Source organism: Jidongwangia harbinensis, assembly GCF_020216025.1.
GTDB classification, from domain to species: Bacteria; Actinomycetota; Actinomycetes; order Mycobacteriales; family Micromonosporaceae; genus Actinoplanes; species Actinoplanes harbinensis.
Map to the genome: position 1 here is coordinate 70,359 of NZ_JAIWNC010000003.1, position 18,696 is coordinate 89,054.

Below are 18,696 nucleotides of genomic sequence, written 5' to 3' on the forward strand. Positions count from 1 at the left end.
AGGCCCGGGGAGGACAGTCGTCAGCCGACTGCGCCCTCCATCTGGAGTTCGATGAGACGGTTCAGCTCGAGCGCGTACTCCATCGGGAGTTCCTTGGCGATCGGCTCGATGAAGCCACGCACGATCATCGCCATGGCCTCGTCCTCGGTCAGGCCGCGGCTCATCAGGTAGAAGAGCTGATCGTCGCTGATCTTGGACACGGTCGCCTCGTGACCCATCGCGACGTCGTCCTCGCGGATGTCGACGTACGGGTAGGTGTCCGAGCGGGAGATGGTGTCGACCAGCAGCGCGTCGCACTTGACCGTGCTGGCGCTGTGGTGCGAGCCCTCCATGACCTGCACCAGGCCGCGGTACGAGGTGCGGCCGCCGCCCCGGGCGATCGACTTCGAGATGATCGTCGAGGAGGTGTGCGGCGCGGCGTGCACCATCTTGGCGCCGGCGTCCTGGTGCTGGCCCTCGCCGGCCATCGCGACCGAGAGCACCTCGCCCTTGGCGTGCGCGCCGGTCATGTAGACGGCCGGGTACTTCATCGTCACCTTGGAACCGATGTTGCCGTCCACCCACTCCATGGTCGCGCCCTCTTCGCAGGTGGCGCGCTTGGTGACCAGGTTGTAGACGTTGTTCGACCAGTTCTGGATGGTGGTGTACCGGCAGCGGGCGTTCTTCTTGACGATGATCTCGACGACCGCCGAGTGCAGCGAGTCGGACGAGTAGATCGGCGCGGTGCAGCCCTCGACGTAGTGCACGTACGCGCCCTCGTCGACGATGATCAGGGTCCGCTCGAACTGGCCCATGTTCTCCGTGTTGATCCGGAAGTAGGCCTGCAGCGGGATGTCGACGTGCACGCCCTTCGGCACGTAGATGAACGAGCCACCCGACCACACGCTGGTGTTCAGCGCGGCGAACTTGTTGTCGCCGACCGGGATGACCGTGCCGAAGTACTCCTTGAAGATGTCCTCGTGCTCCTTGAGGGCCGTGTCGGTGTCCAGGAACAGGACGCCCTGCTCCTCGAGGTCCTCGCGGATCTTGTGGTAGACGACCTCGGACTCGTACTGGGCGGCCACGCCGGAGACCAGGCGCTGCTTCTCCGCCTCGGGGATGCCGAGCTTGTCGTACGTGTTCTTGATGTCCGCCGGCAGGTCGTCCCAGGAGGCCGCCTGCTTCTCGGTGGAGCGCACGAAGTACTTGATGTTCTGGAAGTCGATGCCGGTGAGGTCGGCGCCCCAGTTCGGCATGGGCTTGCGGTCGAACAGGCGCAGGCCCTTGAGCCGCAGATCGAGCATCCACTGCGGTTCGCTCTTCAGCGCGGAGATGTTGCGCACCACGGCCTCGGACAGTCCGCGCTGGGCGGTCGCCCCGGCGGTGTCGGCGTCGGCCCAGCCGTATTCGTACTTGCCCAGGGCGGCGAGGTGCTCTTCCTGAGTGGTGACGATCTGGTCGGTCATATCTGTGTCCTAACCGTGGTTGCGGCGTTGAGTCCGGCCTTCAGTCCGGCCTTGGGCGGCGGGTGGGGCGGTCGGACGGGTGCCGGTCCCGGGATGTGCGTGGTGCACACCCCGTCGCCGTGCGCGATGGTGGCGAGACGCTGCACGTGGGTGCCGATGAGCCGCGAGATGACCGCGGTCTCGGCGTCGCACAGCTGGGGGAACTCGGCGGCCACGTGCGCCACCGGGCAGTGGTGCTGGCACAGCTGCCCGCCGGACGCGATCGCGGTCGCGTTGGCAGCGTAGCCCTCGGCGGTCAGCGCCTCGGCGAGCGCCTCCGCCCGGGCGATCGGGTCGTCGCCGGCCGACCGCATGGCGGCCCGGCAGCGCTCCTCCAGCGCGGAGACCTGAGCGGCGGCGAACTCGCCGACCGCCTGGTCGCCGCCGCGCTCGGCGATCCAGCGCAGGGCGGCGGTGGCGATGCCGTCGTAGAAGTGCGGAAAGCCCTCGCGGGCCGCGGCGGTGAGCACGAACGCCTTGGCCGGGCGGCCCCGGCCGCGCGGACCGGTGGTGCGGGCGTCGCGGACCTCGACCAGGTTGTCGGCGAGCATGGCGTCGAGGTGCTTGCGGATGGCCGCGGGGCTGAGCCCGAGCTGCGCGCCGAGTTCGGCCGCGGTGGCCGCGCCGCGCTCCAGCAGGAGCTGGGCGACCCGGTCCCGGGTGCGCCCGTCCGGGGCGGCGGCATTCGCCACCACACCACTCCGGGACAGCACCTCGTATTTCACTACGGCAACGTTACGTATTTCCGGGGGCACCCGCAAACCGGCGTGCCGGTGATCCACGACACGGCCGTACCATCACCGGGGTGAAGCGTTCTCTGCTGCGCCCGCTGGCGTTCGCGTCCCTGGTGGCCAACGCCGCCCTGATCGTCACCGGCGCAGCGGTCCGGCTCACCAAGTCCGGCCTGGGCTGCCCGACCTGGCCGCGGTGCACCGAGACGTCGTACACCACGACCGCCGAGATGGGCGTGCACGGCGTGATCGAGTTCGGCAACCGGCTGCTCACTTTCGTGCTGGCCGCCATCGCGCTGGCCTGCTTCGTGGCGGCGCTGCGCGAACGGCCCCGCCGGCGGTCACTGGTGCTGCTGGCGCTCGCGGTCGGGCTGGGCATCCCCGGCCAGGGCGTGATCGGCGGCATCACGGTCCTCACCGACCTCAATCCGTGGGTGGTCGGGCTGCACTTCCTGCTCTCCATGGCGCTGGTCGCCGGCGCGTACGCCCTCTGGAAACGCGCCGGCGAGGGCGACGGCCCGGCCCGGTCGCTGGTGCCCGGCCCGCTGCGTACGCTGGCCCGCCTGACCGCCCTGGTCAGCGCCGCGGTGATCGTGCTCGGGGTGGTCGTCACCGGCAGCGGCCCGCACGCCGGCGACGCGGACGCCAAGCGCAACGGCCTGGACCCGGCCACCGTCTCGCAGGCGCATGCCGACCTGGTGTTCCTGCTGATCGGCCTGTCGGTGGCGCTGTGGTTCGCGCTGCGTGCGGTGGGCGCGCCGGCCGCCGCGGTCCGGGCCGCCGGGGTACTGGTCCTGGTGGAACTCGGCCAGGGCCTGATCGGGTTCGTGCAGTACTTCACCCAGTTGCCGGTGCTGCTGGTGGGCGCACACATGCTGGGCGCCGCGCTGGTCTGGATCGCCACCCTGGCCGCGCTGCGCAGCCTGCGGGTACGCCCGGCCGTCGCGGATCCGGAGCCGCCCTCGGACGCCACGCCGGCGTCCCCGCAGCCGGTCGCCGCGGCGCGCTGACCGGACCGGTCACCGCGGCGCCACCGGCAGCGGGGACGCCGGTTTCAGCTCCTCCAGCCGCAGCAGCGTGGTGAGCCGCTGCGCGCCGCGGGTGGACAGCCGCACCAGCACCTGTTGCAGCTCCGCCACGTCCCGTGCCACCACCAGCAGCATCACGTCGATCTCGCCGGCCACCCAGTCCGCCGAGATGATCTGCGGCATGGCGCGCACCGCGTCCTCGAAGCCCTTGCTGGCCCGCGGCTCGTGCCGGGCGAGCGTCACCGACACGTAGACCTGCAGTGGAAAGCCCGCCTTCGCCGGATCCAGCCGGGCGGTGATCCGGCGGACGACCCCGGACTCCTTGAGCCGGCGTACCCGGTTGAGCGTGCCGGCCGGCGACAGGCCGACCAGCCGGGCCAGGTCGACGTTGGTCCGGTCGGCATCCTCCTGCAGCTCGCGGAGCAGGATTAGGTCAACTTCATCAAGCTTCACCGCCATTCTGCTGAATATAGTTCAGCCGATCGCTCCATGGATCTCACGATCGCCAGAACCGTGGAGCATCGACCCCATGCGTACCGATCGTCGTTCCACCCTGCTCGCCCTGGTCGCCTCCGGCCTGCTGTGGGGCACCACCGTCCCGCTCACCAAGGTCGCGCTGGCCGGCTGGGACCCGGCCTGGCTCACCGTGGCCCGGTTCACCCTGGCCGCGGCACCCCTCGCCTGGTGGGGGCGCCGGCACCTGCGTGCCGCGGTCGCACCGGCCACGCTGGCCTGGGGCGCGATCGGGTACGGCGCGGTGATCGTGCTGCAGAACGCCGGCATCGCCCGGACCAGCGTCAGCCACGCGGCCCTGCTGGTCGGCACCACGCCGGTCCTGGTCGCGCTCGGCACCGTGGCCCTGGGCCGGGCCCGGGTCGGCGTCCCGTCCTGGCTGGGCTTCGCGGTCGCGCTGGCCGGGGTGGCGGTGATCGGCGGGCACGGCGGTGGCGGGTCGTCGGTCGGCGGCGACGCCCTGGTGTTCGCGTCGCTGCTGCTGGCCGCGGCGTTCCTGGTGGCCCAGCCGCGGATGCTCGCCGGACGCGACCCGGTCGCGCTCACCGCGGTACAGCTGACGGCCGGCGCGGCGGCGGCCCTCCCCGCCGCGCTGCTGACCGAGGGCGTACCGGCCACGGTTCCCGGCCTGCTGCCCACCGCCGCGATGGCCGGGCTGGCGGTCGGCGGGACGTTGCTGCCGTTCACGTTGTTCGCCTGGGCACAGGCCCGGGTCTCGCCGGAGGTCGCGGGCGCGTTCCTCAATCTCGAGCCGCTGGTCGGCGTGGTCCTCGGAGCGGCGGCGTTCGGCGACCCGGTGGGCGCCGGACAGGTGGCCGGCGGGCTCGCCGTCCTGGCCGGCATCGCCCTCAACGCCACCGAGATGCTCGGCCGGCGGCGACCGGCGCTCCCGGCGCACACCGGGTCGCCGGTGCGCGCCTATCCGCGGCGGGAGCCCAGGCGCGCCACGACGGCGTCCGCCAGGCGCTCGGCGGAACCCGGTGCGTGCAGCAGGAACAGCGACGGCTCGGCCAGCTCCAGCTCGACCAGCATCGGCTCGCCGTCCGGTCCGGGGATCAGGTCCACCCGTGCGTACAGCAGGCGGTCCGCGCCGCCCGGCACGGCCGCCAGCACCCGCGCCGCGGTGGACAGCTCCGCCGGGGTGGGCGTCCGCGCGCTGATCTCCTCGCGGGTCTCCCGGGGGTCGAACTCACCGGAATCCGGACCGGTGAGCAGCGGCCCCTTGCGGATGCCGTGACTGTAGGCGAGCCGCCCGTCGGAGTCGGGCAGGCACAGCACGGCGGTCTCCCCCGCGGTGTCCACCGCCGACAGGTACGGCTGGATCATCGTGTCCCGCCCGGCGGCGGCGAGCCGGGCCACGTGCGCGGCGGCCAGGTCACTCTGCTCGGGCAGCCGGTACCGCCCGGTGTCCTGGCTGTTGACGCTGATCGTGGGTTTGATGACCCACTCGCCGGCGGGCGGCGGCGTCCACCGCGTACCCGGGGTGACGAACGCGGTCGGGGTGACCGGCAGGCCGGCCGCGGCCAGATCGCGCAGGTAGTGCTTGTCGGTGTTCCACTCGATCACATCCGCCGGGTTCGCCAGCCGGGGCACCCGGTGCGCCCAGGCGACGAACTCGTCCCGCCGCGCCGGATAGTCCCAGGGCGACCGGATCACCGCCAGGTCGTAGGCGTCCCAGTCGGCGTCCGGGTCGTCCCAGCGGACCGCGTCCACCCGCACGCCGCGCTCGCGGATCGCGTCCCGCAGCGGATGGTCGTCCAGCCACAGGTCGGGGAAGAGGTCGCTGGTGACGAGAGCGACCCGGGATTGCTCCCGGGTCGCAGGGTCGGATGGTGCTCGAGTCATGAGGGGACCGTATCGGCCGGCCGGCCGGGTTCCAGGTGATTTTCCGGCGGCCTCGGTCAGCGCGCCATGCTGCGCCGCGCCATCGACCGCCACAGGTCGTTACTGGGCCGCATCTGCTCCATGAGTTCGCGCTCCCACGCGTTCTCCACTTCCACGCCCGCGCCCTCGCACGCCTGCCGAGCCACGTCAGTGCCGTCGGCGAACTGGTCGGACCACTCGCCGTCCTCGCCGACCAGGACGATGCGCGCGCCCCGCTTGCCGACGTACTCGATGACCGCCTTCGCGCCGCCGTGCCGGCCGGCGAACGACTTGATATCGGCGGTCAGTGTCGTATCGGAACCTTCTGCCATGACGCGAAGCGTATGCAGACGAAGACCCCTGACAAGTAGCCATCACGGTCTTTTGTGATGCCAATTACCTGCAGGTTTAAGTTTCGATCAAATTGGTATAGGACGATATTGTCCGAATTGTACGTGGGCGACGTTCGCCCGAAAGAGGCATCGACGCTCCCCCATCCGATACCGGCGCCTCGCCCCGGACGGGTGATGCCGGCCACCGGCGGCCGTCAGACCAGAGCGTCGACCGCGATCGCGATGAACAGGATCGTCAGGTACGTGACGGAGCCGTGGAACAACCGCATCGGCTGCGCCACCTTGCCGCGCCGGGAGCGGGTGTACAGCCGGACCGCCTCGTAGGTGAACAGCGCACCGGTCAGCAGCGCGGTGATGCCGTAGATCGGGCCGAGCCCGAGCGGCCAGGCGGCCAGCGACGCCACCACGGTGAGCCCGGTGAACAGCAGGATCTCCCCGTTCACCCGGCCGGCCGAGCGCACCACCGGCAGCATCGGGACGCCGGCCCGGGCGTAGTCGTCCTTGTATTTGATGGCAAGCGCGTAGAAATGCGGCATCTGCCAAAAGAACACAACCGCAAAAAGCGCCCAACCCATCGGGGCGATCGAGCCGGTCACCGCGGCCCAGCCGATGAGCACCGGCGCGGCGCCGCAGACCCCGCCCCAGAACGTGTTCTGCGGGGTCCGGCGCTTGAGCCAGAGGGTGTAGACGACGTCGTAGTAGAAGATCGCGGCGGCGGTCATCGCGGTCGCCAGCCAGTTGGTGAACGCGGCCATCAGGATCAGCGAGATCAGCGCCAGGGTGAGCCCGAAGATCAGTACCGCCCGCGGGGTGACCGAGTGCGCGGGCAGCGGGCGCCGCTTCGTCCGCCGCATCAGCTGGTCGATGTCGCGGTCGATGTAGCAGTTCAGCGCGCTCGCCGCGCCGGCCGCCAGGGAACCGCCGACCAGCACGATCAGGACCAGGCCCAGATCCGGCCAGCCACCCGCCGCGACCATCATCGCCGGCACCGTGGTGACCAGGAGCAGCTCGACGATCCGCGGCTTGGTCAACGAGACGTACGCCCGGATCACGCCCGCGATGTCGCGGCGGGATGCCGAACGGACTGCCGTTCGCGGGGCCGCTTGCCGAAGCCCCGGCGACCGCCCCTGAACGGGACGCTCGGTGATCATGCTCACGGACAGCCACCTTCCGGCATCGGCACGGACCAGCACAACGGCCGTTGCCGGCAGACACCGGCGGCACGCTCGCACAGACTACGCGCAGCCAACGGGGCTGATCGGGCGACCCGTCACCGGTGCAGGGAGTCACATCCGGGTCCGGGGGGCCCGTACCGTCGTCCGCTCTCAGCGTATGGGCCTGCGCGGTTCCGGCGACGGGGGTTTACCGCTACTCGCTAGGGTCAACTGCATAGTGTTCCGCTAACCAGGCCCCGAGGAGCGCGACGACGTGGCTGCCCATGATCCCGATCTGAACTGGTCCGACCTCGACAAGCGGGCGGTCGACACCGTCCGGGTGTTGGCGATGGATGCCGTCGAGAAGGCCGGCAACGGTCACCCCGGCACCGCGATGAGCCTCGCACCCGCCGCATACCTGCTGTTCAACCGCGTGATGCGGCACGACCCGACGGACCCCAACTGGGCCGGCCGGGACCGCTTCGTGCTCTCCTGCGGTCACTCCAGCCTCACCCTCTACATCCAGCTGTATCTGGCCGGCTACGGCCTGACCCTGGATGACCTCGCCTCGCTGCGGCAGTGGGAGTCGCTCACCCCGGGTCACCCCGAGCACGGGCACACCCCGGGCGTCGAGACCACCACCGGCCCGCTCGGCCAGGGCGTCGGCAACGCGGTCGGGATGGCGATGGCCGCCCGCCGCGAGCGCGGACTGTTCGATCCGGAGAGTGACCCCGGTGCCTCCCCGTTCGACCACTACATCTGGTCGATCGCGTCGGACGGTGACATCGAGGAGGGCGTCAGCCACGAGGCCAGCGCCATCGCCGCGGTGCAGAAGCTGGGCAACCTCACGCTGATCTACGACGACAACGAGATCTCGATCGAGGACGACACCCGGATCGCCAAGAACGAGGACGTGGCGGCCCGGTACGCCGCGTACGGCTGGCACGTGCAGACCGTCGACTGGCGCGCCGGCCACGCCGACCAGGGCGACTACCACGAGGACGTGGAGGCGCTGTACGCCGCGCTGCTGGCCGCCAAGGCGGAGACCGAGCGGCCCTCGTTCATCGTGCTGCGCACCATCATCGGCTGGCCCGCGCCGAACAAGCAAAACACCGGCAAGATCCACGGCTCGGCGCTCGGTGCCGACGAGGTCGCCGCCACCAAGGAGTTGCTCGGCTTCGACCCGCAGCAGAACTTCCAGGTGGACGAGAAGGTGCTGGCACACGCCCGCGAGGTGGTCGGCCGCGGCCGCGCCGCGCACGCCGAGTGGGACAAGGCCTTCGACGCCTGGACGGCGGCCAACGACGAGGCCCGCAAGCTGTACGACCGGATGTCCACCCGGACGCTGCCGGACCAGTGGTTCGCCGCGCTGCCGGAGTTCCCGGCCGACGCCAAGGGGGTCGCCACCCGCGCCGCGTCCGGCAAGGTGCTGGAGGCCCTCGCGCCGGTCCTGCCGGAGCTGTGGGGCGGCTCGGCCGACCTCGCGGAGAGCAACAACACCACGATGAAGGGCGAGCCGTCGTTCATCCCCACCGAGTACGCCACCAAGGCGTTCCCGGGCCACGAGTACGGCCGCACGCTGCACTTCGGCATCCGTGAGCACGGCATGGGCGCGATCATGAACGGCATCGCGCTGCACGGCGGCACCCGGGTCTACGGCGGCACGTTCCTGGTGTTCAGCGACTACATGCGCGGCGCCGTCCGGCTCGCCGCCCTGATGAAGCTGCCGGTGACGTTCGTCTGGACGCACGACTCGATCGGCCTCGGCGAGGACGGTCCCACGCACCAGCCGATCGAGCACCTCACCGCACTGCGGGCCATCCACGGCCTGGACGTGGTGCGCCCGGCCGACGCCAACGAGACCGCCTGGGCCTGGCGTGGCGCGCTGGAGCACACCGACCGGCCGACCGCGCTCGCGCTCAGCCGGCAGAACCTCCCGACCATCGACCGCACGAAGTACGCCAGCGCCGAGGGCGTCCTCAAGGGCGGTTACATCGTCTCCGAGGCGGCCGGCGGCGAGCCGAAGGTGATCCTCATCGGCACCGGCTCGGAGCTGCAGCACTGCCTGGTCGCCCAGGAGCGGCTGGAGGAGCAGGGCACGCCCACCCGGGTGGTCTCCATGCCGTGCCAGGAGTGGTTCTTCGAGCAGGACACCTCGTACCAGCAGCAGGTGTTGCCGCGCGGGGTCAAGGCGCGGGTCAGCGTCGAGGCCGGTGTGCGGATGAGCTGGGACCGGCTGCTCGGCGAGGCCGGCGAGGCGGTCAGCATCGAGCACTACGGCGCCAGCGCCCCGGCACCCATCCTGTTCCAGCAGTTCGGGTTCACCGCGGACAACGTGGTGGCCAAGGCCAACGCCGTCCTCGCCAAGGTCGGCGAAATCACCGGTCACACGACCGGGAACTGAGAGGTATCGCGATGACCGACAGACTGGCCGAGCTCTCCGCCGCAGGTGTGGCGGTCTGGCTCGACGATCTCTCCCGGGTACGGCTCCAGTCCGGCTCGCTGGACAAGATGCGCCGCGAGCAGCACGTGGTCGGCGTGACCACCAATCCGACCATCTTCGCCAAGGCACTGGCCGACGCGGACGCGTACGACGAGCAGCTGAAGGACCTGGCCACCCAGGGCGTCACCGTCGAGGAGGCGATCCGCCTGCTCACCGCGTTCGACGTGCGCTGGGCGTGCGACGTGATGCGGCCGGCGTACGACGCGTCCGCCGGAGTGGACGGACGGGTGTCCATCGAGGTCGACCCGCGGTCGGCGTACCTGACCGACAAGACCGTCTCCGAGGCCAAGACGCTGTGGTGGCTGGTCGACCGGCCGAACCTGTTCATCAAGATCCCGGCGACCGAGGCCGGGCTGCCGGCGATCACCGCGACGCTGGCCGCGGGCATCAGCGTCAACGTCACGCTGATCTTCTCGCTGGAGCGCTACCGCAAGGTGATGGACGCGTTCCTGGCCGGCCTCGAGCAGGCGAAGGCGAACGGGCACGACCTCACCAAGATCGGCTCGGTGGCGTCGTTCTTCGTCTCCCGGGTGGACACCGAGACGGACAAGCGGCTGGACAAGATCGGCAGTGACGAGGCCAAGGCGCTGAAGGGCAAGGCGGCGATCGCCAACGCCCAGCTCGCGTACGAGGCGTACACCGAGGTCTTCGCCTCCGACCGCTGGCAGGCGCTGGCCGACGCCGGTGCGCACCCGCAGCGTCCGCTGTGGGCGTCCACCGGCACCAAGAGCCCGGAGTTCAAGGACACCATCTACGTCGAGGAGCTGATCGCGCCCGGCACGGTGAACACCATGCCGGAGTCGGTCATCACCGCGTACGCGGACCACGGAGAGACCCGTGGCGACACCGTGACCGGCGCCTACGAGTCGGCCCGCAAGGTACTGGCCGACCTCGCCACGGTCGGCGTGGACTTCGACGACGTGGTCCAGGTGCTGGAGTCCGAGGGCGTCGACAAGTTCGAGGCCAGCTGGAAGGAACTGCTGGAGGGCATGGCGAAGTCGCTGCAGGCCGCCGGCCGGGGCGAGGACAACCCCAGCGACGCCGCCAAGGACGTCGTCTGATCCGCAGCTGACAACCATCGGCCGGCCCGCCCCTGTGGCGGGCCGGCCGTGTCTCGCACGTAACCCTGCACCACACCGAAAAGCTGGCAGGATGGACCACGTGGGTAATCCGCTGCGCACCGCACAGGACCGTCGACTTCCCCGGATCCCGGAGCCGTGCGCTCTGGTCATCTTCGGCGTCACCGGCGACCTGTCCCGGAAGAAACTGATCCCGGCCGTGTACGACCTCGCCAACCGCGGGCTGCTGCCGCCGGGCTTCGTGGTCCTCGGCTTCGCCCGCCGCGACTGGGGCGACGGCGACTTCGAGTCGCTGGCGTACGAGGCCGCCAAGAAGGGCGCGCGCACACCCTGGCGGGAGGACGTCTGGCAGCGCCTGGCCAGCCAGTTTCAGTTCATTCCCGGCTCGTTCGACGACGACACCGCGTTCGACACGCTCGCCAGCACCCTGGACGAGCTGCGCGAACGCAACGGCATCGCGGGCAACGCCGCGTTCTACTTCTCCATCCCGCCGGCCGCGTTCCCGCTGGTGCTCAACCAGCTCAACCGCACCGGGATGGCGGACAACGCCAAGTCCGGCGGCTGGCGCCGGGTCGTGGTGGAGAAGCCGTTCGGCAACGACCTGCAGACCGCGATGGCGCTGAACAAGCTGGTCGACGAGGTCTTCACCCCGCAGGACGTGTTCCGGATCGATCACTACCTGGGCAAGGAGACGGTCCAGAACATCCTGGCCCTGCGCTTCGCGAACAGCCTGTTCGAGCCGGTGTGGAACTCGAAGTACGTGGACAGCGTGCAGATCACCATGGCCGAGGACGTCGGCATCGGCACCCGGGCGGCGTTCTACGACTCCGCCGGCGCCGCCCGCGACGTGCTGCAGAACCACCTGCTGCAGTTGCTCGCGCTGGTCGGCATGGAGGAACCCACGAGCTTCGACCCGAACGAGATCCGGGCCGAGAAACTCAAGGTGCTCAAGGCGATCAGCCTGCCGCAGAACATCGCCGAGGGCTCGGTCCGCGGGCAGTACCTGCAGGGCTGGGTGGCCGGCGAGCGCGCGGTGGGCTACCTGGAGGAGAAGGGGGTGCCGGCCGAGTCCACCACCGAGACGTACGTGGCGGTGCGCCTGGGCATCCAGAACCGCCGCTGGGCCGGGGTGCCGTTCTTCGTCCGCGTGGGCAAGCGGATGCCGCGCCGGGTGACCGAGATCGCGATCCTCTTCAAGCGCGCGCCGCACCTGCCGTTCGACCCGGCCGACGTGGAGATGCTCGGCAACAACCAGCTGGTCATCCGGGTGCAGCCGGACGAGGGCGTGGTGCTGAAGTTCGGCTCCAAGGTGCCCGGCACCACGATGGAGGTCCGGGACATCGCGATGGACTTCCAGTACGGCGAGGCGTTCACCGAGTCCAGCCCGGAGGCGTACGAACGTCTCGTGCTCGACGTGCTGGTGGGCGACCGCACGCTGTTCCCGGACGCCGCCGAGGTGGAGCAGTCGTGGCGGGTGATCGACCCGCTCGAGGAGGCCTGGGCGGGCACCGGACCGGAACGGTACCGGGCCGGTGAGTGGGGTCCGCGGGCCTCGGACGAGATGCTGGCCCGCGAGGGCCGGGCCTGGAGGCGAGCATGATCGGGCTGTGGGACACCACCGGCAACGAGGTGGTCAAGGCGCTCGCCGCCGAACGGCGCAGCGCCGGCGGCGTGGCCAGCGGGCTGGCGCTCACGCTGGTCGCGGTGGTCGAGGAGAAGAAGGTACGCGAGGCCGAGGCGGCCGCCACCATCGCCGCCGCCGCGCACCCGTGCCGGCTGCTCATCGTGGTGCGCTCCGACCTGGAGGGCCGCAGCCGCCTGGACGCGGAGATCGTGGTGGGCGGCCGGCTGGGCCCGGCCGAGGCGGTCGTGATGCGGATGTACGGCCGGCTCGCGCTGCACGCCGAGTCCGTGGTCATGCCGCTGCTGGCGCCGGACGTACCCGTGGTCACCTGGTGGCACCAGTCCCCGCCGGACATGATCGCCAACGACTTCCTGGGCGTGGTCGCCGACCGTCGCATCACCGACTCGGCGCTCGCCCCGGACCCGGTCGCCGCCCTGCGGCAGCGGGCCGCCGACTACGCCCCCGGCGACACCGACCTCACCTGGACCCGGATCACGCTGTGGCGCACGCTGGTCGCCGGCGCGTTCGACACCACCGAGGAACGAGTGACCGGTGCGACGATCGTGGCGCCGCCCAACGACCCCACCGCCGCCCTGATGAAGGGCTGGCTGCAGTCCCGCCTGCACATCGAGCCGGCGTGGGAGCCGACCGACCGGGCACCGCGGATGAAGTCGGTGCAGCTGCAGTGCGCCAACGGGGACTGCGTGACGGTGACCCGGGAGGAGGGCACGGCGCTGTTCAGCCGTACCGGCCAGGAGGACCGTTACATGCCGCTGCCGAAGCGGCCGGTCGGCGACGAACTGGCCGAGGAGTTGCGGCGGCTCGACCCGGACCAGATCTACGGCGAGGCGCTGGGCGCGATGGCCGGGGTCACCGGTCTGGAGCAGCGGCCGAGCATGCGGGTGCACGTCTGGAAGGACCCGGCGCAGGCGGCCCGGGCCGGGGACGAGACCGGGGCGTTCGCGGGCCCCGGTGGCAGCGCGGCCTGACCGCCCGGTCCCTAAGATCAACGGGGTTGTCCGCCGTCGTGGTGGGCGGTTCCGAGCTGGGAGACGACATGAGCGAAACCGTTGTGGTGGTGGTTCCCGACGCCGACATCCTGGCCTCTACCGTGGCGGCGCGCCTCGTCGTCAAGATCATTGATGCGCAGGCACAGCGTGGCTGGGCGAGCGTGGTGCTGACCGGCGGCCGGATCGCCGCGAAGGTGCTGCGCTCGGTGAAGGACCTGCCGGCATCCGACGCGATCGAATGGTCACACGTCGACCTGTGGTGGGGTGACGAGCGCTTCCTGCCCGCCGGCCACCCGGACCGCAACGAGACCCAGGCCCGGGAGGCGCTGCTCGACGCGCTGCCGCTGGACCCGGCCCGGATCCACGCGATGCCGCCCTCCGACGGCCCCGACGGCGACAACCCGGAGGCGGCCGCCGCCCGGTACGCCCGGGACCTGGCCGCCGCCGCGAAGCCGGGCAGCTCCGAACTGCCCCACTTCGACGTACTGATGCTCGGCGTCGGCGAGGACGGGCACGTGGCGTCGGTGTTCCCGGAGCACCCGGTGACGTACGAGACCGGCACCACGGCCGCGGTGCACAACAGCCCGAAGCCGCCCCCGGTACGCACCACGCTCACCATGTCCACCATCCAGACCGCCGAGGAGGTCTGGCTGATCGCGGCCGGCCCGGACAAGGCGGCGCCGGTGGGCATGGCGATCGAGGGCACCGGGTGGCGGCAACTACCCGCCGCCGGCGCCACCGGGACCGACCGGACGCTGTGGCTGCTGGACCGGCCCGCGGCGGCCAAGGTCCCGCCGCGGGCGCGCAGCCTGCGCTGACCCCGGACACGGAAAAGGGCCGCCCGGTGGGCGGCCCTTTTCCGTCGTCGCGCGTCAGCCCAGCAGGGCCGGAACCCGCTCGAACAACTGCGTCGTGAACGTCATCATCTCGTGCAACATCCAGTTGCCGCTGACCAGGATCGCCACCCCGACCGCCACCGCCTTCGGCACGAACGACAGCGTCGCCTCCTGAATCTGCGTCACCGACTGGAACAACGAAATCGCGAAACCGATCAACAACGCGGTCAACAACACCGGCGCGCTCATCTTCGCCGCAATGGTCATCGCCTGCAGCCCCAGCTCCACGATCTGCGTGTCAGTCATGCCATCCTCTTCGGGACATCACGCCGGCCCCCGAGTGCAGAACAGACGCGCCCCGGTTGCCATCAGGTTCAGCCCCCCGAAACCCTCAACCCCGCGGGGGTCACCCGGCGCGGGAGGAGATCTGCTGCACCGCCCAGCCGTTGCCGTCGGGGTCGTCGAAGAAGACGAAGCCGACGTTGTCCAGCGGATCCGGCACCGGCCGCGGGTTCTCGCCCATCACCCGCACCTCGCTGACCTCCACACCCCGGGCGGTCAGCTCGGCGTGCGCCTGCTGGATGTCCGGCACCACCAGCTGCAGGCCCTTGAGCGAGCCGGGCGGCATCTCCGGCACCGCGCCCTTGCCGATCACCACGGAACAGCCCGACCCGGGCGGGGTCAGCTGCACCAGCCGGACGTTCTCGTTGATCACCGTGTCGTGGTCGACGTTGAAGCCCAGTTTGTCGGCGTAGAACGCCTTGGCACGGTCCACGTCCGCGACCGGAACCACTACCACTTCCAAAGTCCAGTTCATCGGCCCATCCTGGCAGCAGGCGGGCCCGGCGGGTCCACGGAACACCGGCGCGGCTCCGAGGGCGTGTTTCTGAGTGGGAGACGGGCTGCGGCGTGGCCCAGCCGCCGGCTGGCCGCACGTCGCAAACACCCGAATACAACCCCGGTATTCGGGCGCCCGCGCCGCACACCCAGCCGACACCTGGACCTCGCCTCGCTCCGGCCCCCACTCCGAAACACGCCCTAGACTTCCAGGCGTGCAGCCATCGATCCGCCCGTACCGCCCGGCCGACCTCGACGCGATCTACGACATTTGCGCGCGCACCGCCGACAGTGGTTCCGACGCCCGTGGCAAGTATCTCGACGACCGGCTGCCGGGTGACGTCTTCGCCGCGCCGTACGTGACGCTGGAGCCGCAGCACGCGCACCTGCTGGACGACGGCACCGGCACGCCGGTCGGCTACATCCTGGGCACCGCGGACACGGCCGGCTTCACCCGGCGCTACCGGGCGGAGTGGATCCCGGCGATCGCGGGCCGCTACCCGGAGCCGGCCGACCCGCCGGTGACGGCCGACGACGTGATGCTGGGCCTGCACCTGTACCCGGAACGGATGCTCGTGCCGGAGCTGGCCGACTACCCGGCACACCTGCACATCGATCTGCTGCCGGACTGGCAGGGCAAGGGGTGGGGACGCGGTCTGATGGACGCGTTCCTGGCCGGGGTACGCAAGGCCGGCGCGGCCCGCGTACACCTGGGCATGGCCCCGTCCAACACCGGAGCGCTGGCGTTCTATCGCCGGCTCGGCTTCACCGAGATCCCGATGAGCAACCCGAACGTCCTCTACCTGGGCCGCACCACCGAGCCCACCCGCTGAGCGGGACCCGCGAGGGCTACTCGCCGCGCCGCTGGCGGACCTTGGCGAGCGCCTCGGCCAGGATCGCCGCGCCGTCCGCGTCGGAGCGGCGCTCCTTCACGTACGCGAGGTGCGACTTGTAGGGCTCGACGCGTACCTTCCCGGGCGGGTTGTTGCCGTCGAGGCCGGCCGGCTGGCCGCAGCGCGGGCAGTCCCAGGTGTCCGGCAGGGCGGCTTCCGCGGCGAAGCGGACCACCGAGGTGTGGCCGCCGGCGCAGAAGTACGTCACCTCCCGACGGGGGGCCGGTTCGCTGCGTTCGTCGGGGCGCATCGGGCTGGAGCCGACGCGGCTGCCGCGGATCGCACTGCCACTGGACACGGAGTTCACTCCTGTCGGGAACCGAGCGGTATTGGGGCGTGCAACGGTGAGAGAACACGACCGCGCGACCCGTAGTGGACCGGACCGCGCGGCAGAGTTTACGACTCCCGAGTCGCCTCAGGAAGGCTCGATCGAGGAGGAATCGAGCCGGTTGACGTCAGCCCGCCTGCTGAACCTTCAGCCAGAGACCAAGGCCCACGATGCAGGCGAACCACACGATGCCCACCAGGATCGTGTAGCGGTCCAGGTTCTTCTCGGCCACCGAGGAACCGGCCAGGCTGGACGTGACACCGCCGCCGAACATGCTCGACATGCCGCCGCCCTTGCCGCGGTGCAGCAGGACCAGCAGGGTCAAGAGAATGCTCGTGACAATCAGCAACACGACCAGCGTGTATGCGAACCCGATCGGCATGGTCCGGATCATTCCTCTCGAAGGGCACAGCAAGCGCGTCAACAATAGCGGAACCCGGGTGACCGCTCGGGGCGGCCACCCGGGTTCTCGCTAGCGGGCGACGTGCTCGGGGAATCGGCAGATCTTCGCGAACTCCTCGGCGTCCAGGCTGGCACCGCCGACCAGGGCACCGTCCACGTCGGGCTGCGCCATGATCGCGGCGATGTTGCCCGACTTCACGGAACCGCCGTACTGGATGCGGACCGCGTCGCCGACCTCGGCGCCGTACCGCTCGACCAGCCGGGCCCGGATCGCGCCGCACACTTCCTGCGCGTCCTCGGGCGTGGCGGTCTTGCCGGTGCCGATCGCCCAGACCGGCTCGTACGCGATGACGGTCTGCTTGACCTGCTCGGCCTTGAGGCCGTCCAGGCCGGCGTCGACCTGCGCCAGCACGTGCGGGACCTGCTCGCCTGCCTCGCGGATGTCCAGGCCCTCGCCGACGCAGAAGATCGGCGTCAGCTCGACCGCGAACGCCGCCTTGATCTTCGCGTTGACCAGGGCGTCGTCCTCGCGGTGGTACTCGCGGCGCTCGGAGTGCCCGATCACCACGTAGGTGCAGCCCAGCTTCGCGAGCATGGCGCCGGAGATCTCCCCGGTGTACGCGCCGCCCTTGTGCTGCGAGATGTCCTGCGCTCCGTACCGGATCTGCAGTTTGTCGCCGTCCACCGCGGTCTGCACGCTGCGCAGGTCGGTGAACGGGGGCAGCACGACCACCTCGACGTCGGTGAGGTGCTTCTCGGTAAGGCTGAACGCCAGCTTCTGCACCAGGTTGATGGCCTCGAGGTGGTTGAGGTTCATCTTCCAGTTGCCGGCCATGATCGGACGGCGGGTCTCGTCAGCCATCAGTTCTCCAGAGCCGCGACGCCGGGGAGGGTCTTGCCCTCCAGGTATTCCAGCGACGCACCGCCACCGGTCGAGATGTGCCCGAACGCGCTCTCGTCGAGTCCGAGCGTGCGCACCGCCGCCGCGGAGTCACCGCCGCCGACCACCGAGAAGCCGTCGATCTTGGTGATCGCCTCGGCCACGCCCCGGGTGCCCGCGGCGAACGGCGCCAACTCGAACACGCCCATCGGGCCGTTCCAGAACACCGTCTTCGCGGAACCGATGGCGTCGGCGAACAACGCCACCGACTCGGGGCCGATGTCCAGACCGAGCCGGTCGGCCGGGATGTCCGAGGCGGCCACCACGTCGTGCTCGGCGTCCGCGGCGAACGAGGTGGCCGCGACCACGTCCACGGGCAGCACGATCCGGCCCTGCGCCTGCTCGAGCAGCGACGCGCAGGTCGCGATCATCTCCTCCTCGAGGAGCGACTTGCCGACCTCGTGGCCCTGGGCCTTGAGGAACGTGAAGCACATGCCGCCGCCGACGAGCAGCTTGTCGACCTTCGGCAGCAGCGCCTGGATCACGGCCAGCTTGTCGGAGACCTTGGAGCCGCCGAGCACCACCACGTACGGCTGCTCCGGGCTCTCACTGACCCGCTTGAGCACCTCGACCTCGCGCAGCACCAGCCCACCGGCGTAGTGCGGCAGCAGGGCCGGCACGTCGTACACCGAAGCGTGCTTGCGGTGCACCGCACCGAACGCGTCGTCCACGTAGGCGTCGCCGAACGCCGCGAGCTGCGCGGCGAACGCGGCGCGGGCGGCGTCGTCCTTCGCGGTCTCCCCCGCGTTGAACCGCAGGTTCTCCAGCAGGAGCACCTGACCGTCCTGCAGCGCCGCCACGGCGTCCGACGCGGACTCGCCCACGGTGTCCGAAGCGAACACCACCGGCGTGCCGAGCAGCTCGCCCATCCGGGTGGCGACCGGGTCGAGGGTGAACGCCGGGTCCGGCGCGCCCTTCGGACGGCCGAGGTGCGAGAAGACGATGACGCGGGCACCCGCGTCGCGGAGCGCCACCAGGGTCGGCAGCACCGCCTGGATCCGGCCGTCGTCGGTGATGACGCCGGCCTGTTTCTTGTCGAACGGGACGTTCAGGTCGGCGCGCACCAGCACGCGCCGACCCGAGACACCCTCGCCGAGCAGGTCGTCGAGAGTCTTCAC

General features: G+C 70.7%; 19 protein-coding genes and 1 pseudogene. 8 read left to right on the top strand and 12 right to left on the bottom strand.

Annotated elements, in window-relative coordinates:
• Window positions 1-20: 20 nt before the first annotated feature.
• Together sufB and LDL48_RS05175 are read right to left on the bottom strand one after the other, a co-directional pair.
• Window positions 21-1,445, bottom strand: a complete 1,425-nt coding sequence (sufB, locus tag LDL48_RS05170; protein WP_225253834.1) for a Fe-S cluster assembly protein SufB — start codon at window positions 1,443-1,445, stop codon at window positions 21-23.
• Entirely contained in the window at window positions 1,442-2,209 is a 768-nt protein-coding gene (locus LDL48_RS05175; protein WP_372472041.1) for a helix-turn-helix transcriptional regulator, read from the bottom strand. Before LDL48_RS05175 ends, sufB begins: the two co-directional genes overlap by 4 nt.
• 80 nt (window positions 2,210-2,289) lie before the next feature.
• On the opposite strand from LDL48_RS05175, the gene LDL48_RS05180 reads away from it, so the two are divergent.
• Window positions 2,290-3,225, top strand: a complete 936-nt coding sequence (locus tag LDL48_RS05180) for a COX15/CtaA family protein (protein WP_225253835.1) — start codon at window positions 2,290-2,292, stop codon at window positions 3,223-3,225.
• A gap of 9 nt (window positions 3,226-3,234) precedes the next feature.
• Here the strand turns inward: LDL48_RS05180 and LDL48_RS05185 are convergent, their stop codons facing one another.
• Window positions 3,235-3,702 (bottom strand): Lrp/AsnC family transcriptional regulator, encoded by a 468-nt coding sequence (locus tag LDL48_RS05185; protein ID WP_225253836.1) that lies wholly within the window; start codon window positions 3,700-3,702, stop codon window positions 3,235-3,237.
• A gap of 70 nt (window positions 3,703-3,772) precedes the next feature.
• Here LDL48_RS05185 and LDL48_RS05190 point away from each other — a divergent pair.
• Window positions 3,773-4,597, top strand: a pseudogene (locus tag LDL48_RS05190) (DMT family transporter); the annotation flags it as partial.
• Window positions 4,598-4,674: 77 nt separating this feature from the next.
• Here LDL48_RS05190 and LDL48_RS05195 read toward each other — a convergent pair.
• The 3 genes from LDL48_RS05195 to LDL48_RS05205 all read right to left on the bottom strand — a co-directional run bounded on the left by LDL48_RS05195 (window position 4,675) and on the right by LDL48_RS05205 (window position 7,123).
• Window positions 4,675-5,601, bottom strand: a complete 927-nt coding sequence (locus LDL48_RS05195; protein ID WP_225253837.1) for an ATP-grasp domain-containing protein — start codon at window positions 5,599-5,601, stop codon at window positions 4,675-4,677.
• A gap of 56 nt (window positions 5,602-5,657) precedes the next feature.
• Window positions 5,658-5,951: a hypothetical protein gene (locus tag LDL48_RS05200; RefSeq protein WP_225253838.1), complete on the bottom strand. Its 294-nt coding sequence runs from the start codon at window positions 5,949-5,951 to the stop codon at window positions 5,658-5,660.
• 215 nt (window positions 5,952-6,166) lie between these two features.
• Window positions 6,167-7,123 carry a heme o synthase gene (locus LDL48_RS05205; RefSeq protein WP_225254122.1) on the bottom strand — a complete coding sequence of 319 codons (957 nt, stop codon included), beginning with the start codon at window positions 7,121-7,123 and terminating at the stop codon, window positions 6,167-6,169.
• A 277-nt stretch (window positions 7,124-7,400) separates the two neighbouring features.
• Between LDL48_RS05205 and tkt the strand changes: the two genes are divergently transcribed.
• The 5 genes from tkt to pgl all read left to right on the top strand — a co-directional run bounded on the left by tkt (window position 7,401) and on the right by pgl (window position 14,160).
• Window positions 7,401-9,530, top strand: coding sequence for a transketolase (gene tkt / locus LDL48_RS05210; protein WP_225253839.1), 2,130 nt, complete (start codon window positions 7,401-7,403; stop codon window positions 9,528-9,530).
• 11 nt (window positions 9,531-9,541) lie between these two features.
• Window positions 9,542-10,690 (top strand): transaldolase, encoded by a 1,149-nt coding sequence (tal, locus tag LDL48_RS05215; protein ID WP_225253840.1) that lies wholly within the window; start codon window positions 9,542-9,544, stop codon window positions 10,688-10,690.
• A 100-nt stretch (window positions 10,691-10,790) separates the two neighbouring features.
• A complete protein-coding gene (zwf, locus tag LDL48_RS05220; RefSeq protein WP_372472057.1) occupies window positions 10,791-12,308 on the top strand; it encodes a glucose-6-phosphate dehydrogenase in 1,518 nt (505 codons plus the stop codon).
• Window positions 12,305-13,321, top strand: a complete 1,017-nt coding sequence (locus tag LDL48_RS05225) for a glucose-6-phosphate dehydrogenase assembly protein OpcA (RefSeq protein WP_225253842.1) — start codon at window positions 12,305-12,307, stop codon at window positions 13,319-13,321. The genes zwf and LDL48_RS05225 overlap by 4 nt, the downstream gene beginning before the upstream one ends.
• Window positions 13,322-13,389: 68 nt before the next feature.
• Window positions 13,390-14,160 (top strand): 6-phosphogluconolactonase, encoded by a 771-nt coding sequence (gene pgl, locus LDL48_RS05230; RefSeq protein WP_225253843.1) that lies wholly within the window; start codon window positions 13,390-13,392, stop codon window positions 14,158-14,160.
• A 54-nt stretch (window positions 14,161-14,214) separates the two neighbouring features.
• Here pgl and fliQ read toward each other — a convergent pair whose 3' ends face one another.
• On the bottom strand, window positions 14,215-14,484 hold the full coding sequence (gene fliQ, locus LDL48_RS05235) for a flagellar biosynthesis protein FliQ (protein WP_225253844.1): 270 nt from the start codon (window positions 14,482-14,484) through the stop codon (window positions 14,215-14,217).
• Between the two features lie 100 nt (window positions 14,485-14,584).
• A complete protein-coding gene (locus LDL48_RS05240; protein ID WP_225253845.1) occupies window positions 14,585-14,995 on the bottom strand; it encodes a VOC family protein in 411 nt (136 codons plus the stop codon).
• A gap of 235 nt (window positions 14,996-15,230) precedes the next feature.
• On the opposite strand from LDL48_RS05240, the gene LDL48_RS05245 reads away from it, so the two are divergent.
• On the top strand, window positions 15,231-15,848 hold the full coding sequence (locus tag LDL48_RS05245) for a GNAT family N-acetyltransferase (protein WP_225253846.1): 618 nt from the start codon (window positions 15,231-15,233) through the stop codon (window positions 15,846-15,848).
• A 16-nt stretch (window positions 15,849-15,864) separates the two neighbouring features.
• Here the strand turns inward: LDL48_RS05245 and LDL48_RS05250 are convergent, their stop codons facing one another.
• From LDL48_RS05250 to LDL48_RS05265, 4 genes are all read right to left on the bottom strand, one after another.
• Window positions 15,865-16,206: an RNA polymerase-binding protein RbpA gene (locus LDL48_RS05250; protein WP_225253847.1), complete on the bottom strand. Its 342-nt coding sequence runs from the start codon at window positions 16,204-16,206 to the stop codon at window positions 15,865-15,867.
• A gap of 157 nt (window positions 16,207-16,363) precedes the next feature.
• Complete coding sequence (secG, locus tag LDL48_RS05255; RefSeq protein WP_225253848.1) at window positions 16,364-16,618, bottom strand: preprotein translocase subunit SecG; 255 nt, start codon at window positions 16,616-16,618, stop codon at window positions 16,364-16,366.
• A gap of 90 nt (window positions 16,619-16,708) precedes the next feature.
• Window positions 16,709-17,500 carry a triose-phosphate isomerase gene (tpiA, locus tag LDL48_RS05260; protein WP_225253849.1) on the bottom strand — a complete coding sequence of 264 codons (792 nt, stop codon included), beginning with the start codon at window positions 17,498-17,500 and terminating at the stop codon, window positions 16,709-16,711.
• Window positions 17,500-18,696: a phosphoglycerate kinase gene (locus LDL48_RS05265; protein WP_225253850.1), complete on the bottom strand. Its 1,197-nt coding sequence runs from the start codon at window positions 18,694-18,696 to the stop codon at window positions 17,500-17,502. Before LDL48_RS05265 ends, tpiA begins: the two co-directional genes overlap by 1 nt.

Bases quoted from the DNA above. Each gene is read 5' to 3' on its own strand.
- tpiA (WP_225253849.1), bottom strand. From the start codon at position 17,500: ATGGCTGACGAGACCCGCCGTCCGATCATGGCCGGCAACTGGAAGATG.
- secG (WP_225253848.1), bottom strand. From the start codon at position 16,618: ATGCCGATCGGGTTCGCATACACGCTGGTCGTGTTGCTGATTGTCACG.
- sufB (WP_225253834.1), bottom strand. From the start codon at position 1,445: ATGACCGACCAGATCGTCACCACTCAGGAAGAGCACCTCGCCGCCCTG.
- tal (WP_225253840.1), top strand. From the start codon at position 9,542: ATGACCGACAGACTGGCCGAGCTCTCCGCCGCAGGTGTGGCGGTCTGG.
- LDL48_RS05200 (WP_225253838.1), bottom strand. From the start codon at position 5,951: ATGGCAGAAGGTTCCGATACGACACTGACCGCCGATATCAAGTCGTTC.
- pgl (WP_225253843.1), top strand. From the start codon at position 13,390: ATGAGCGAAACCGTTGTGGTGGTGGTTCCCGACGCCGACATCCTGGCC.
- LDL48_RS05240 (WP_225253845.1), bottom strand. From the start codon at position 14,995: ATGAACTGGACTTTGGAAGTGGTAGTGGTTCCGGTCGCGGACGTGGAC.
- LDL48_RS05205 (WP_225254122.1), bottom strand. From the start codon at position 7,123: ATGATCACCGAGCGTCCCGTTCAGGGGCGGTCGCCGGGGCTTCGGCAA.
- LDL48_RS05195 (WP_225253837.1), bottom strand. From the start codon at position 5,601: ATGACTCGAGCACCATCCGACCCTGCGACCCGGGAGCAATCCCGGGTC.
- fliQ (WP_225253844.1), bottom strand. From the start codon at position 14,484: ATGACTGACACGCAGATCGTGGAGCTGGGGCTGCAGGCGATGACCATT.
- LDL48_RS05185 (WP_225253836.1), bottom strand. From the start codon at position 3,702: ATGGCGGTGAAGCTTGATGAAGTTGACCTAATCCTGCTCCGCGAGCTG.
- LDL48_RS05225 (WP_225253842.1), top strand. From the start codon at position 12,305: ATGATCGGGCTGTGGGACACCACCGGCAACGAGGTGGTCAAGGCGCTC.